Origin of the sequence: Pseudomonas sp. TH34 (assembly GCF_016650865.1) — a bacterium.
Lineage (GTDB): Bacteria > Pseudomonadota > Gammaproteobacteria > Pseudomonadales > Pseudomonadaceae > Aquipseudomonas > Aquipseudomonas yamanorum.
Window position 1 is genome coordinate 416,441 of record NZ_JAEKFB010000033.1, and the last position, 15,145, is coordinate 431,585.

The 15,145-nt window shown below is 60.3% G+C and carries 12 protein-coding genes; 7 read left to right on the forward strand and 5 right to left on the reverse strand.

The features are described from left to right. Positions 1–333: 333 nt before the first annotated feature. Together JFU58_RS27440 and JFU58_RS27445 are read left to right on the forward strand one after the other, a co-directional pair. A complete protein-coding gene (locus JFU58_RS27440) occupies positions 334–1,863 on the forward strand; it encodes an NCS1 family nucleobase:cation symporter-1 (RefSeq protein WP_201142817.1) in 1,530 nt (509 codons plus the stop codon). 13 nt (positions 1,864–1,876) lie between these two features. Beyond that, positions 1,877–2,605 (forward strand): aspartate/glutamate racemase family protein, encoded by a 729-nt coding sequence (locus tag JFU58_RS27445; RefSeq protein ID WP_003214954.1) that lies wholly within the window; start codon positions 1,877–1,879, stop codon positions 2,603–2,605. A gap of 27 nt (positions 2,606–2,632) precedes the next feature. On the opposite strand, the gene JFU58_RS27450 is transcribed toward JFU58_RS27445, so the two are convergent. Continuing rightward, positions 2,633–3,556: a LysR family transcriptional regulator gene (locus tag JFU58_RS27450; RefSeq protein ID WP_201142818.1), complete on the reverse strand. Its 924-nt coding sequence runs from the start codon at positions 3,554–3,556 to the stop codon at positions 2,633–2,635. 112 nt (positions 3,557–3,668) lie between these two features. On the opposite strand from JFU58_RS27450, the gene JFU58_RS27455 reads away from it, so the two are divergent. Both JFU58_RS27455 and JFU58_RS27460 read left to right on the forward strand, forming a co-directional pair. Next, positions 3,669–4,415: a 3-oxoacyl-ACP reductase family protein gene (locus JFU58_RS27455; RefSeq protein WP_201142882.1), complete on the forward strand. Its 747-nt coding sequence runs from the start codon at positions 3,669–3,671 to the stop codon at positions 4,413–4,415. A 120-nt stretch (positions 4,416–4,535) separates the two neighbouring features. Then, positions 4,536–8,006 carry a hybrid sensor histidine kinase/response regulator gene (locus tag JFU58_RS27460; RefSeq protein WP_093200505.1) on the forward strand — a complete coding sequence of 1,157 codons (3,471 nt, stop codon included), beginning with the start codon at positions 4,536–4,538 and terminating at the stop codon, positions 8,004–8,006. Between the two features lie 22 nt (positions 8,007–8,028). Here the strand turns inward: JFU58_RS27460 and rmuC are convergent, their stop codons facing one another. Together rmuC and JFU58_RS27470 are read right to left on the reverse strand one after the other, a co-directional pair. Continuing rightward, on the reverse strand, positions 8,029–9,393 hold the full coding sequence (gene rmuC / locus JFU58_RS27465; RefSeq protein WP_201142883.1) for a DNA recombination protein RmuC: 1,365 nt from the start codon (positions 9,391–9,393) through the stop codon (positions 8,029–8,031). 175 nt (positions 9,394–9,568) lie between these two features. Next, a complete protein-coding gene (locus JFU58_RS27470) occupies positions 9,569–9,892 on the reverse strand; it encodes a sel1 repeat family protein (RefSeq protein ID WP_063032412.1) in 324 nt (107 codons plus the stop codon). Positions 9,893–10,738: 846 nt separating this feature from the next. Here JFU58_RS27470 and JFU58_RS27475 point away from each other — a divergent pair. The 3 genes from JFU58_RS27475 to JFU58_RS27485 all read left to right on the forward strand — a co-directional run bounded on the left by JFU58_RS27475 (position 10,739) and on the right by JFU58_RS27485 (position 13,132). After that, on the forward strand, positions 10,739–10,963 hold the full coding sequence (locus JFU58_RS27475) for a hypothetical protein (RefSeq protein ID WP_003214941.1): 225 nt from the start codon (positions 10,739–10,741) through the stop codon (positions 10,961–10,963). A 265-nt stretch (positions 10,964–11,228) separates the two neighbouring features. After that, on the forward strand, positions 11,229–11,711 hold the full coding sequence (locus JFU58_RS27480) for a hypothetical protein (RefSeq protein WP_017479105.1): 483 nt from the start codon (positions 11,229–11,231) through the stop codon (positions 11,709–11,711). Between the two features lie 146 nt (positions 11,712–11,857). After that, positions 11,858–13,132 (forward strand): OmpP1/FadL family transporter, encoded by a 1,275-nt coding sequence (locus tag JFU58_RS27485; protein ID WP_026078188.1) that lies wholly within the window; start codon positions 11,858–11,860, stop codon positions 13,130–13,132. A gap of 65 nt (positions 13,133–13,197) precedes the next feature. Here the strand turns inward: JFU58_RS27485 and JFU58_RS27490 are convergent, their stop codons facing one another. Next, positions 13,198–13,749 carry a glutathione peroxidase gene (locus JFU58_RS27490; protein ID WP_177071776.1) on the reverse strand — a complete coding sequence of 184 codons (552 nt, stop codon included), beginning with the start codon at positions 13,747–13,749 and terminating at the stop codon, positions 13,198–13,200. A gap of 150 nt (positions 13,750–13,899) precedes the next feature. After that, the gene (locus JFU58_RS27495) at positions 13,900–15,099 is read right to left on the reverse strand and encodes an MFS transporter (protein ID WP_161635735.1); all 1,200 of its coding nucleotides are present in this window, start codon (positions 15,097–15,099) and stop codon (positions 13,900–13,902) included. Positions 15,100–15,145 lie beyond the last annotated feature (46 nt).

Below are 15,145 nucleotides of genomic sequence, written 5' to 3' on the forward strand. Positions count from 1 at the left end.
TACACAGAAATGTCACCATCGGTGCCATTTTTGTGTGCACTTATAAAATCCTGCACCGAAAAGTTACATCCTTCCTCGTCACACCTCTTCTTAAATCCCCGCCCCTCTCTGCGCTACAAAATAAATAGCTGTTCAATCGGTCAATTTATATCGCTTTAAATTCAGCCATTTATTTCCAATCACGCTTAAAACCAAATCAATTGATAATTTTCACGGCAAAAATCTGGCACGTATGTGGCTTAAGGCAAAACACACTTTGTATACAATTAATAAAAAAGATACATACACTTTGACATCGGCCGTTCTCCTGCTGGTGTCCAGGAGCCTGCCGGAATGCGTACAAGTCTCTCCAACAACATCGCACTGGATCTGCCCTCCTCCACCCTGAACCCCGAGGCCACGAGCCCCGGCCCGCTGGTCCTCAGCCCGCGCCTGCACAACAAAGATCTTGCCCCCACCAAGGCCGAAGGCCGGCGCTGGGGCCGCTACAGCATCTTTGCCTTGTGGACCAACGATGTGCACAACATCGCCAACTATTCCTTCGCCATCGGCCTGTACGCACTGGGCCTGGGTGGCTGGCAGATTCTGCTGTCCCTCGGGATCGGCGCGGCGCTGGTGTACTTCTTCATGAACCTGTCGGGCTATATGGGGCAGAAGACGGGCGTGCCGTTTCCGGTGATCAGTCGCATCAGTTTCGGCATCCATGGCGCGCAGATTCCGGCGCTGATTCGTGCAGTGATTGCGATTGCCTGGTTCGGGATTCAGACCTACCTGGCCTCGGTGGTTTTCCGCGTGCTGCTGACGGCGGTTCATCCAGGTTTTGCCGACTACGACCACAACTCTATCCTCGGCCTGTCGACCCTGGGCTGGGCGTGTTTTGTGGCGATCTGGTTTGTGCAGCTCGCGATCCTCGCCTATGGCATGGAGATGGTGCGCCGCTATGAAGCCTTCGCCGGGCCGGTGATTCTGCTGACGGTGGCATCACTCGCCGGCTGGATGTATTTCCAGGCCGGCGGCCAGATCGCCTGGTCGATCCGCGAACCACTCACCAGTGGCGAGATGTGGCGCAATATCTTCGCCGGCGGCGCGCTGTGGCTGGCAATCTACGGCACGCTGATCCTGAATTTCTGCGACTTCGCCCGCTCCTCACCCTGCCGCAAGACCATCAAGGTCGGCAACTTCTGGGGCCTGCCGGTGAACATCCTGGTGTTCGCCGCCATCACCGTGCTGCTGTGCGGCGGGCAGTTCCACCTCAATGGCCGGGTGATCGAAAGCCCCACCGAAATCATCGCGGCGATTCCGAACACCTTCTTCCTGGTTCTGGGCTGCCTGGCGTTCCTGATTGTGACCGTGGCGGTGAATATCATGGCCAACTTCGTCGCGCCGGCCTTTGTGCTGAGCAACCTGGCGCCCAAGTACCTGAACTTCCGCCGCGCCGGGCTGATCAGCGCCACCGTGGCGGTGTTGATCCTGCCGTGGAACCTCTACAACAGCCCGCTGGTGATCGTGTATTTCCTCTCGGGGCTCGGCGCTCTGCTGGGGCCGTTGTACGGGGTGATCATGGTCGACTACTGGTTGATCCGCAAAAGCCAGGTGGATGTGCCGCAGCTGTATAGCGAAGACCCGAATGGCGCTTATTACTACAGCCGCGGCATCAATTTGCGGGCGGTGGCGGCGTTTATTCCTGCGGCGGTGATCGCCATTCTCCTCGCCCTGCTGCCGGGTTTCGCTCACGTCTCGCCCTTCTCCTGGTTGATTGGCGCCGGTATTGCAGGGCTGCTGTACCTGCTGTTCGCCAAGCGCCAGCCGTATTACGCCGATGTGAGCGGCGAAAGCATTGCAGTCGATAACGTCAGTCATTAAGTAAGGACATTCCATGCGCATCCTTGTGGTCAACGTCAACACCACCGAGTCCATCACCGAGGCCATTGCCAAGCAGGCGCGGGCGGTGGCGTCCCCCGGCACCGAGATCGTCGGGCTGACCCCGTTTTTCGGTGCCGAATCGGTGGAAGGCAATTTCGAAAGCTACCTGGCGGCCATCGCGGTGATGGACCGGGTGATGGCCTACGACCAGCCGTTCGATGCGGTGATTCAGGCGGGTTACGGCGAGCACGGCCGCGAAGGTTTGCAGGAGTTGCTTAACGTACCGGTGGTGGACATCACCGAAGCGGCGGCCAGCACCGCGATGTTTCTTGGGCATGCCTATTCGGTGGTGACCACCCTGGACCGCACGGTGCCGCTGATCGAGGACCGGCTGAAACTGGCCGGCTTATACCAGCGCTGCGCGTCGGTGCGGGCCAGTGGCATGGCAGTGCTGGAGCTGGAAGAAGACCCGCTGCGGGCCATGGAGGCCATCGTGCGCCAGGCTGAATTGGCGATCAGCGAAGACAAGGCCGAAGTGATCTGCCTGGGCTGCGGCGGCATGGCCGGGCTGGATGAGCAGATTCGCTACCGCACGGGTGTGCCGGTGGTGGACGGTGTGACCTCGGCGGTCACCATTGCCGAAGGCTTGGTGCGGTTGGGGCTGTCGACCTCGAAGATCCGCACGTATGCGACGCCAAGGCCGAAGAAAGTGATCGGCTGGCCCGGAAAGTTCGGACACTGAAGCTCCCACACTTGATCCCCACAAGGATCAAATGGCACTGAACCGCCGCCCCAGCTCGCGTTCGACAAACTGCTCCAGAATGAAATCCACAAACGCCCGGGTCTTGCCGGGCAGCAGCTTGTGTTCGGCGTAGTACAGCGAGATGTTGCCGTCGTCGACGTACCAGTCGGGCAACACACGCACCAGTTGGCCGCTGTCCAGATACGGCACCGCCATCGGCATGCTGACCAGCGCAATCCCCAAACCTTGGGCGCTGGCACAGCAGGCAGCGCCAGAGTCGCTCATGGTCATGCGCGGCTTGAGCACCAGCGGCCGCTGTTCGCGACTGCGGTGGGTGAGCTGCCAGGAGCGCACGCGCCCGGTTTGCGGTGAACGGATCAGAATGCCGTTGCAGAGCGACAAATCCTCGGGCGCGAGTACGGGCTTGCGTTTGGCGAGGTACTCCGGTGAGGCCAGCAGGATTCGATGCGCGGGTGCCAACTTGCGCGCGACCACGCCCTGGGGCAGCTCAAAACCACCGCCGATCGCGGCATCGAAGCCTTGGCCGATCAGGTCCACCTGGCGGTTATCGAAATGCAAGTCGGGGTTGATATCGGGAAAGCGCTTTAGAAATTCCCCCAGTAACGGCACCACATAACGGTTGCCAAACACCGTGCCCATGCTGACCTTCAGCGTTCCCACCGGCCGCCCTTCGGCGCTGGCCAGGTTGGCCACGGCGTTTTGAATAGTGGTGAGGCTGCCACTGACTTCTTCCAGGAATAGCTTGCCCGCTTCGGTCAGGGTCAGGCGCCGGGTGCTGCGCTGAAAAAGCCTTACACCCAGACGTACTTCCAACTTGGCCACGCTTTTACCCACGGCCGCCGGGGTCAGGCTCAGGTGCCGGGCGGCTTCGGCAAAGCTGCCACCCTCGGCGCTGCGCACAAAGCATTCGATACTGCCAAAGCTTTCCATATCGCCCACTCTAAACTTTTGGTTTACACAGACTATAGCAATCACGGTCTACCGAGAGCGCCTTATGAGGTCGATACTCGACTCCAACCTCAATACACCTTTGGAGATCGACATGACCACACAGAACCTCAGCGGCAAAGTCGCCTTGATCCAGGGCGGGTCCCGCGGTATCGGCGCCGCCATCGTCAAGCGCCTGGCCGCCCAAGGCGCAGCCGTCGCCTTCACCTATGTCAGCTCGGCCGCCAAGGCCGAAGCATTGCAGAACAGCGTGATCAGCGAAGGCGGCAAAGCCCTGGCGATCCATGCCGACAGCGCCGATGCCGCCGCCATCCGCAGCGCCGTCAACGCCACCGTCGAAGCCTTCGGGCGCCTGGATATCCTGGTGAACAACGCCGGCGTGCTGGCCGTCGGCCCGCTGGAAGATTTCAGCCTGGAAGACTTCGACCGTACCCTCGCCATCAACGTGCGCAGCGTGTTTGTCGCCATCCAGGAAGCCGCGCGGCACATGGGTGAAGGTGGCCGCATCATCAACATCGGCAGCACCAATGCCGATCGCATGCCGTTTGCCGGTGGCGGCCCGTACGCCATGAGCAAGTCGGCGCTGGTCGGCCTGACCAAAGGCCTGGCCCGCGACCTGGGGCCACGTGGCATCACCATCAATAACGTGCAGCCAGGCCCGGTGGACACCGACATGAACCCGGCAAGCGGTGATTTCGCCGAGAGCCTGATCGGCTTCATGGCCGTGGGCCGGTATGGCCATGTGGAAGAGATCGCCAGTTTCGTCGCCTACCTGGTAGGCCCTGAGGCCGGCTATATCACCGGCGCCAGTCTGACCATCGACGGCGGTTTCGGCGCCTGAACACAAGCTGCGACATCGCACCACGCTCCGACCTTGGTCGACACTGACTAACGCCAAGCATCATGCGAGACTGTTCGCCCGGGCCGGGAATGCCCGGGCGTTCTTATGTCTGGAGTTCTCATGACGCTGTCCAGCGGGCTGATCGCCGCCGTTGCCCTGGCCTATATGGCCATTATGTTTGCCATCGCCTTTTACGGTGACCGTCGCCATGCGCCATTGCCGCCGCGGATGCGTGCCTGGGTGTATAGCCTGTCGCTGGCGGTGTATTGCACCAGCTGGACATTCTTTGGTGCCGTAGGCCAGGCGGCCGAACAGTTGTGGGCGTTTTTACCGATCTACCTGGGACCGGTGCTGCTCCTGGTGCTGGCGCCGTGGGTCCTGCAAAAGATGGTGCTGATCAGCAAGCAGGAAAACATCACCTCCATCGCCGACTTTATCGCCGCCCGTTACGGCAAATCCCAATCCCTTGCGGTGGTGGTGGCGCTGATCTGCCTGGTGGGCGTCCTGCCTTATATAGCCTTGCAGCTCAAAGGCATCGTGCTGGGGGTGAACCTGCTGATCGGGGCCAGCGCCGACACCACGGGCACCCGCTCCCAGGACACGGCGCTGATTGTGTCGCTGGTGCTGGCACTGTTCACCATCGTGTTTGGTACCCGCAACCTGGACGCCACGGAACACCACCGGGGCATGGTGTTGGCGATCGCCTTTGAATCCCTGGTCAAGCTGTTCGCGTTTCTCGCCGTCGGTGCGTTTGTGACCTACGGCCTGTACGACGGTTTTGAAGATTTGTTCAGCCAGGCGATGCTTGCGCCACGGCTGGAGGAATACTGGAAAGAGACGGTCAACTGGCCTTCGATGGTGGTGCAGACCGGCGTCGCGATGATGGCGATCATCTGCCTGCCCCGGCAGTTTCACGTCACCGTGGTGGAGAATATCGACCCGCAGGACCTGCGGCTGGCCAAGTGGGTGTTCCCGGCCTATCTGATCCTGGCCGCCCTGTTTGTCATCCCGATTGCCCTCGGCGGGAAGATGCTGCTGCCGGGTTCGGTATTACCGGATTCCTACGTGATCAGCCTGCCGCTGGCCGAAGCCCACCCGGCCCTGGCCGTGCTGGCGTTTATCGGTGGCGCTTCAGCGGCCACGGGCATGGTGATCGTGGCGAGTATCGCGCTGTCGACCATGGTCTCCAACGACATGCTGCTGCCCTGGCTGCTGCGCCGTTCCAGTGCCGAGCGGCCGTTCGAAGTGTTCCGTCACTGGATGCTGTCGGTACGCCGGGTGAGCATTGTCATCATTCTGCTGCTGGCTTACGTCAGTTACCGGCTGCTGGGCTCCTCCGCCAGCCTTGCAACCATTGGCCAGATAGCGTTCGCCGCCGTGACCCAGCTGGCACCGGCGATGCTCGGCGCACTGTATTGGAAACAAGCCAACCGACGCGGGGTCTTTGCCGGGTTGGCGGCGGGTACATTCCTGTGGTTCTACACCTTGGTCCTACCGGTCACTGCGAAAAGTCTCGGCTGGTCGTTCAGCCTTTTCCCGGGTATGACGTGGCTGCATTCGCACCCGCTGGGTTTGTCCGTGACTTCCCTGACGCTGGGCACCGTATTTTCCCTCGCGGGTAACTTCACACTGTTCGTGTGGGTCTCGATGCTGTCGCGCACGCGGGTGTCGGAGCATTGGCAAGCCGGGCGTTTTATCGGCCAGGAAATCAATCAACGGGCCAGCGCCCGCTCGATGCTTTCGGTACAGATCAACGATTTGCTCAGCCTGGCGGCGCGGTTTGTCGGTGAAGAGCGGGCTCACCAGAGTTTTGTGCGCTTCGCCTATCGCCAGGGCAAAGGCTTTAACCCCAACCAGAACGCTGACAACGACTGGATCGCCCACACCGAACGCCTGCTGGCCGGTGTGCTCGGCGCTTCGTCGACCCGGGCGGTGGTGAAAGCCGCCATTGAAGGCCGGGAAATGCAGTTGGAGGACGTAGTCCGCATCGCCGACGAAGCGTCGGAAGTGCTGCAGTTCAACCGGGCGTTACTGCAAGGCGCCATCGAAAACATCACCCAGGGCATCAGCGTGGTGGACCAATCCCTGCGGCTGGTGGCCTGGAACCGGCGCTACCTGGAGCTGTTCAATTACCCCGAAGGCTTGATCAGTGTGGGCCGGCCGATTGCCGACATCATTCGCTACAACGCCGAACGCGGGCTGTGCGGCCCGGGCGAAGCCGAAGTGCACGTGGCGCGCCGCCTGCACTGGATGCGCCAGGGCCGTGCGCATACCTCCGAGCGGCTGTTCCCCAATGGCAGGGTGATCGAGCTGATCGGCAACCCGATGCCGGGCGGCGGGTTTGTCATGAGTTTCACCGACATCACCGCGTTCCGCGAAGCCGAGCAGGCGTTGACCGAGGCCAACGAAGGCCTGGAACAGCGAGTGACCGAGCGTACTCACGAACTGTCGCAACTCAACGTCGCCCTGACGGATGCCAAGGGTGTCGCCGAGACGGCCAGCCAGTCGAAAACCCGGTTCCTTGCAGCGGTCAGTCACGACTTGATGCAACCGTTGAACGCCGCCCGGCTGTTCTCGGCCGCCCTCTCCCACCAGAACGACGGCATGTCGCCGGATGCCCGACAACTGGTGCAGCACCTGGACAGTTCACTGCGTTCGGCGGAAGACCTGATCAGCGACCTGCTGGATATTTCACGCCTGGAAAACGGCAAGATCAATCCGCAGCGCCAACCCTTCGTGCTCAATGAACTGTTCGATACGTTGGGCGCCGAGTTCAAGGCGCTGGCCCAGGAACAGGGTTTGCGCTTCCGGCTACGGGGCAGTCGTTTGCGGGTCGACAGCGACATCAAATTGTTGCGGCGGGTGTTGCAGAACTTCCTGACCAACGCGTTCCGGTATGCCGATGGGCCGGTGCTGCTGGGCGTCCGCCGGCGGCGCGGTGAGTTGTGCCTTGAAGTGTGGGACCGCGGCCCCGGCATTCCTCAGGACAAACAGAAAGTCATCTTCGAAGAATTCAAACGCCTGGACAGTCACCAGACCCGCGCCGAAAAAGGCTTGGGCCTGGGCCTGGCGATTGCCGACGGCTTGTGCCGCGTGCTCGGGCATCGCTTGAGCGTGCGTTCGTGGCCGGGCAAGGGCAGCGTGTTCAGCGTGCGCGTGCCGTTGGCGCGCACCCAGGTCAGCGCGCCTGCCAAGCCGGCGCAGGAAAGCGGCCAGCCGTTGAGTGGCGCGCAGGTGCTGTGTGTGGATAACGAAGAAAGCATCCTGATCGGCATGCGCAGCTTGCTCACGCGCTGGGGCTGTGAAGTCTGGACCGCGCGCGACCAGGCGCAATGTGCCGCGCTGCTGGCTGAGGGTGTGCGACCGCAACTGGCCCTGGTGGATTACCACCTCGACCACGGCGAAACCGGCACCGAGTTGATGGGCTGGCTGCGGGCGCAACTGGCGGAGCCGATTCCGGGCGTGGTGATCAGTGCCGATGGACGGCCGGAGATGGTGGCCCAGGTGCATGCGGCCGGATTGGATTACCTGGCCAAACCGGTGAAGCCGGCGGCGTTGCGGGCCTTGTTGAGCCGTCACCTGCCGCTTTAGCCAGCTCCACAGAGACCGGTGACTATTCGGGCAACTGCGCCACGCCGTCTTCATCGGTCATCGCCCTTTCCAGCAGGTCGGCCGGCAGGCTTTTGCTGGCGCGGGCACCGAGCAGTTTCAGTTGCTCGGTGCGACTCACCAGGTTTCCACGTCCGTCTGTCAGCTTGTTGCGTGCTGCACTGTAGGCTTTGCCCAACTGCTGGAGGCGGTTGCCCACCTCGTCCAGGTCCTGGATAAACAGCACGAACTTGTCATACAGCCAACCGGCGCGCTCGGCGATTTCCCGGGCGTTCTGGCTTTGCCGTTCCTGTTTCCACAGGCTGTCGATCACCCGCAAAGTCGCCAGCAGCGTGGTCGGGCTGACGATCACGATATTGCGGTCGAACGCCTCCTGGAACAGGTTCGGCTCGGCTTGGAGTGCAGCCGAAAATGCGGCTTCGATGGGCACGAACAACAGCACGAAATCCAGGCTGTGCAGGCCTTCGAGACGTTTGTAGTCCTTGCCGGCCAAGCCTTTGACGTGGTTGCGCAACGACAGGACGTGTTGCTTGAGGGCAACCTGGCCGATCGCCTGGTCATCCTCGGCAACGTACTGTTGATAGGCCGTCAGGCTGACCTTGGAATCCACCACTACCTGCTTGTCACCCGGCAGCATGATCAACACGTCAGGCTGGAAGCGCTCGCCGTCCGGGCCCTTGAGGTTGACCTGGGTCTGGTACTCGCGGCCCTTTTCCAGCCCGGCATGCTCCAGCACCCGCTCCAGGATCAGTTCGCCCCAGTTGCCCTGGGTTTTCTGGCCCTTGAGGGCGCGGGTCAGGTTGGTGGCTTCATCGGACAGGCGCAGGTTCAGCTGTTGCAGGCGCTCGAGTTCCTTGGCCAGGGAGAACCGCTCGCGGGCTTCGCTCTGGTAGCTTTCTTCGACGCGTTTTTCGAACGACTGGATGCGTTCCTTGAGCGGGTCAAGCAATTGGCCGAGGCGCTGCTGGCTGGTTTCGGCGAAGCGCTGTTCGCGCTCGTCGAAGATCTTCCCGGCGAGTTCAGCGAACTGCGCGCGCAGTTCATCGCGGGAGCCTTGCAGGTCGCTGAGGCGTTGCTGATGGCTTTCCTGTTGCTCGCGAAGTTCGGCGCGCAGGGAGGCGGACAAGGCGTCCAGGCGGCGCAGTTCGGTTTCTTTGGCGGAACGGTCGAGGTTCCAGGCGTGGGCGGCATCGCGGGCGTTGTCGCGGTCGATCTGCAGCAGTTCGACTTCGCGGCGCACCGCAGCCAGGTCAGCCTGTTTGGCGGCGTTGGCCTGACTGAGGTCGCTGATTTCGTCACGGCTGGCGTCCAGCTGTGCGGCCAGCCCTTCCTGGGCCAGTTGCGCGGTGGCCAGGCGCTCTTCGAGCAATTCCCAGCCGGCCATCCGCGCGCTCAGTCGGCGCTGAATCTGCCAGCACAGGCCCAACAGCGGCAATCCAGCACCGGCGAGACCCAGCGCAACACTGGTCCAGTCAAAAGCCATAGCGATTCCTGCCGTCACCCGAAAAGAAGAAGGTTAACCAAGCCTGCGCATTGAGGACAGCTCAGTCTTCGATCTGGCCCAGTTCACGCTGGGCGGTGCGGTCGCCGGCGCGGGCTGCCTGGCGCAGCAGTTCGTGGCCGATACGGCGGTCGCGGGCATTGCCGCACTCGCGGCACATCAACTGGCCCAGACGGCTTTGCGCTACTACTACGCCAGCACGAGCGGGTTGCTTGAGCAAATGCCCGGCGAAGTGTTTGACGTTGGGGCTGTGGCCCAGGCGTGGGCTGTCGAGCAACCACAAGGCAACTTTCAGAGAAAAACGCTTGGGTGCGGTAACAACCTGAGGGCTGTCGGTAACAGAAGGTGATACTGAGCGAAACTTCATAAAGCACTGTGGGACAGAACGGAAGGCGCGCCACTCTACTCTTTTTTTCGTACAGGTAAAGCTGAAAAAAGCCTGCACGCCCGTTCTAGAGCAAGCGCTTGGGACAATCCACAGAAGCTGTGGATAACTCAGTGGACAACCGTTACGTAACTCTCGCAAAGGCCCATGGAACGGGGGCCGCGCTCAAACTGACGATTTTTTCACCAATAAAAAAAAGCTCGATTTTTCATTGACTTAAATTTTAGTTGCAGGCACCCGGGGACATTGCAGGGCGTATGTCAGTGCGGTTACACAGGGCGCAACCAATGTGCACAACTACCCACCTGGCGGTTATATCAAGCGCGTTTTTTGGTCGGAAGGCGGCTGAGGCATGTTACCGACGCACCGAGGCCAGAAAAGTTTTTTACCTAGCACACTTCCTTTCATCGTTTCAATCCGTTACTATCCGCGGCGTTAGTACCAAGCTGAAAGTCAATTCTGGTCGAACAACTCCCTCACGGCACCGCCGACAAAAAGGGATCGACCACCTCGATGGTTTCCAGGTATCACTTGCGACGACACAGCCTTTGAACAATGCAAAGGGTGTCGCGAAGTCTCAATACTCTGAAAGAACCAACCTGCAAATTGATCAGGATCTTCACCCCGGGCCCAGAACCTTTGCCCCTGTTGTGTTGCCTGCCCTCCTAAGTACCTACCTGCCAGCCCAAGCGCGCCAACTTAATAGCGCTTCAAACTGGCTGCTTTGTTCCAGTCGGGTTCTTCGTTCGATCAATGGTGATCAACGTCACTGGAACGTTTTAACGTTGCACGGTTCTTAACCGTGTCATTTGTAGGAACACCAATAATATGTCCACTCAAATCCACACTCAGGATGCCATTCGCACCCTCACCAACGCTTTTGCACCAATGAACTGCCTGATCATGGCCGCTCGCAAAGGCTGCTTCAGCTTTACCCTGGTCAACGAACACGGCATCGCTCGTCACAGCGAACGCCTGTACCCCGATCAATACTCCAGCGCAGAACCGCTGCAGGCCGTGATCGATCGTACTCGTCAGGCACTGGTTGCCTGATCGACCCGGATCGCTGAAACACAAAAACCCCGGTTAAAACCCGGGGTTTTTTATTGCCTGAAATTCAGGCGCGCTAAGTTTAAATTGATATAAACGATATAACTAAATGATGAAAATATTTTAAAAACAGTCCTTTACGTCGCAAATATGACACTACACTTCAACTCAAGCGGCATGATCCGCTTCCGGCGAGCCTGAGATCCGATTCACTGCTGCCAAGCCCCCTCTCAGGTATCGCCGACCAATTTCATGGATTGAGGCTTTTATGGGCATCGCCGCCAGCGAATTGTGTCGTTATGTGATCCGGCCCACCCTGCTTTATCTGGGTCGCCATAACCCGACTGCCGAATCCCTGCTGCTGGGCATCGCCGCCAGCCAGTCGGCACTTGGCTCAGCCCTGCACGACCGCCGCGGCCATGGCCTCTACAGCATCACCGAACCCCGCCACCGTGCGCTGTGGGATGACTACCTGGCGCTGGACCCCGAGCGCGCCAGCCTGGTTCGCGGCCTCGCCAGCCAGCATGCCTTCCTCAGCGGGCCGCAGCTCGAGCTGACGGTCAACCTGCGTTACGCCACCGCCATCGCGTGGCTGCTGGTGGAACAACACCGTCCAAACCTGCCACCGGCCGATGATGTATTGGCGATGGCGCGTATCTGGAAAGAAATATTTCACCCCCAGGGCCGGCTTCGGGATTTCACCCAAGCCTGGCAAACCTGTGTTTTACCCATGAATCACGTCGCCTGTTGACCGGGTGATTTGCAAGATTCGGCTAAAAACGTTGATTTTGGTCGGATTGTCCTACAAAACCGCTCTATCTCCTATGTTTCAGCCTATAGCGCTAACTTAAAAATATTGTTACTTTCCGCAGCGGTGATCACCACGGAGTTCTAATAATGAAAAAAGTAATGCTCAAGACGACACTTAGCCTCGCCGTTGCAATGGCATCCTCCCACGTGTTCGCGAGCGGCTTCGCCCTCAACGAACAAGACGTTGCTGGGATGGGTACCGGTTTTGCGGGGCGCTCATCATCTGCCGATAACGCAAGCACTGTTTATGGCAACCCTGCCGGTATGGCTCGCCTTGAAGGCCAGCAGATTACGGGTGGTGTTGCAGCCATCGACGCCTCGACCGACATCAAAGATGCCGGCGGCCGTTCCAGGGGCACCAACAAAGGCGATATGGTTCCCTTCACCGGCGTACCGTTCGGCTTCTACACCAACAAACTCAACGATCAGTGGGCTGTCGGCTTTGGTGTCTACGCACCGTTCGGCCTGGTGACTGATTATGAACGCGGCTTCCAGGGCAGCGGGTTTGGCAGCTACAGCAAAGTGTCTGTCATCACCCTCCAGCCGACGGTCAGCTACGCGTTCAACGACCGGGTTTCCATCGGTTTCGGCCCCACCATCAACCGGATTTCCGGCAAGCTGGAATCCGAACTGACCCTGAACCCTGCCGTGCCTTCGACCAACGTCACGATCAAGGGCGACGATACCGCCATTGGTTTCAACGTCGGCGTACTGGTACAGGCCACCGATACCACCCGCGTCGGCCTGACCTACCACTCCAAGGTCAGCTACAAGCTTGACGGCCACACCGAGGTGACGGCGCCTGCTCCGACTGCCGGCGCTATTGGCAGTGGCCGCTACGACGCCTCGCTGAGCATCGATACGCCAGAGTCTTACGACCTGTCGGTAACCCAGGACCTGACTGATGCCTGGAAACTCTATGGTGGTGCTACCTGGACCCGCTGGAGCCGCCTGAAAGACATCACGGTCAAAAACCAAGGTGTAACAGGCGCCAACGGCTTTCTCGCGCCTTCGGTCATCGGCACTATCACTGAACCTCAGAACTGGCACGACACCTGGGCCTACGCCCTGGGTACTTCGTACCAGGTCACCAAGCAAGTGGTACTGCGTACCGGCCTGACGTTCGACCAGTCGCCAACCAACAACACTGACCGTTCCCCACGTATTCCTACTGGCGACCGGACCATCTTCAGTGTGGGCTTGGGTTATGCCGTGATGGATAACATGACTGTCGACCTGGCTTATTCCTACCTCAAGGAAGAGCCGGTCAAAGTTAACAAGTCCAATGCACTGGGTTCCTACAGCGCCAAGTACGAAAACAGCGCCAACGGTTTCGGCCTGGGCGTAACGTACAAGTTCTGATGTAAAGCGACATAAAAAAGCCCCGCTCTCTTGCAGAAGAAGCGGGGCTTTTTAGTGGGCGTGGATCAGGGTTTCGACGCCAGCGCCTCTTCCACCGCCTTGATCAGGTCCGGACTATCCGGTTTGGTCAGGCTGGAGAAATTGGCGATCACCTTGCCCTGGCGGTCCACCACGTACTTGTAGAAATTCCACTTCGGCGCGCTGCTCTGCTGCGCCAGCATCTTGAACAGATGCACCGCGTCCGGGCCCTTGACCTTCTGTGGTTCGGTCATGGTGAAGGTCACGCCGTAATTAACGTAACAAACCTTGGCAGTTTCCTCCCCGGTCTTGGCTTCCTGCTTGAAGTCATCGGACGGCACGCCAATCACTTCCAGCCCCTGGCCCTTGTAGCGCTGGTACAACGCTTCAAGCCCTTTGAACTGCGGCGCAAACCCGCAGAAGCTGGCGGTGTTGACGATCAGCAGCGGCTTGCCGGCAAAGCGCTGGCACAGGTCGATGGATTCCTTGGCGCGCAGCTTGGGCAGTTGGCCTTCAAGCAACGGCGGGCAATCGGCGGCCATGGCGACGCCGCCAAAAGCCACCATCAGAGCGGGTACTGCGAGCCAGCGCATCTGCATGTCAGGTGTCCTTGAAAAGTCTCAGACACAGAACTTAACAGATCGCCATGCCCAACTGCATCAATGCCAGGCCGCCCTGTTGCCAGCCCCACCACGCCAGCAGCAGCAAGAGTCCTGCTCCTGCTGCGCCGAGCCAATGCCAGGTCGAATTCATGCCACCCCCATTTGCGCCTGCAAACGTGCCACCGGGCGCTCGCGCACCGGCCAGTTCAGCGCCGCTGCCACCAGGCTCAGGACGATTGCCACCTGCCAGATCAAATCGTAGCTGCCGGTTCGATCATAGACCACCCCGCCCAACCAGCCGCCGAGGAACGAGCCCAGTTGATGGAACAGGAACACGATCCCACCGAGCATGGAAAGGTTTCTGACACCAAACAAGGTCGCGACCGTGCCGTTGGTCAGTGGCACCGTGGACAGCCACAGGAAGCCCATCGCCATGCCGAACAGGTAGGCGCTGGTCTGCGTCACCGGCGCCCACAGGAAGATCACAATCACCACCGCCCGCAGCAGGTACAAACCGGTCAACAGGCGCGGCTTGGACATACGCCCGCCGAGCCATCCCGCCGTATACGTGCCGAAGATATTAAACAGGCCGATCAATGCCAGTACCGTGGTACCCACAGAAGCCGGCAAGTGCTGGTCCACCAGGTACGACGGCAAGTGCACGCCGATAAACACCACCTGGAAACCGCAAACAAAGAACCCAAACGCCAGCAGCCAGAACCCCGAATGGGAGCAGGCTTCACCCAAGGCTTCGCGCAGGGTCTGTTGACCGGCTACCGCGGGCAGCGGACGGTCCTTCAGCATGGTCACCAACGGCACGATCAGCGCCACCATCAGCCCCAGCACCAGCAACGCGGCGGACCAGCCAAGCCAGCCGATCAAACCCAGGGTGCCCGGCAACATGGCGAACTGGCCGAAGGAACCGGCGGCGCTGGCGATGCCCATGGCCATGCTGCGTTTTTCCGGCGCCACGGCGCGGCCCACGACGCCGAGGATCACCGAGAATGAGGTTCCCGACAGACCAATGCCGATCAGCAATCCGGCACTCAGGGACAGCGACCACGCTGAATCCGATAAGCCCATGAACACCAGGCCCAGCGCATAAAGCACGCCACCGATCATCACCACCTTGGCCGCACCGAAGCGGTCGGCCAGGGCGCCGGTAAAGGGCTGCGCCAGGCCCCAGATCAGGTTTTGCAGGGCAATGGCAAAGGCAAAGGTTTCACGGCCCCAGCCGAATTCGGCACTCATGGGCGCCAGGAACAGCCCAAAGCCATGCCGCACGCCCAAGGACAACGCGAGAATCAGCGCACTCCCCACAAGAATCCAGCCGCTGGTGCGCCACATCGAGGTCATTTCTTATTCTCCGCTCGCGGGTATATACCCGCTTATC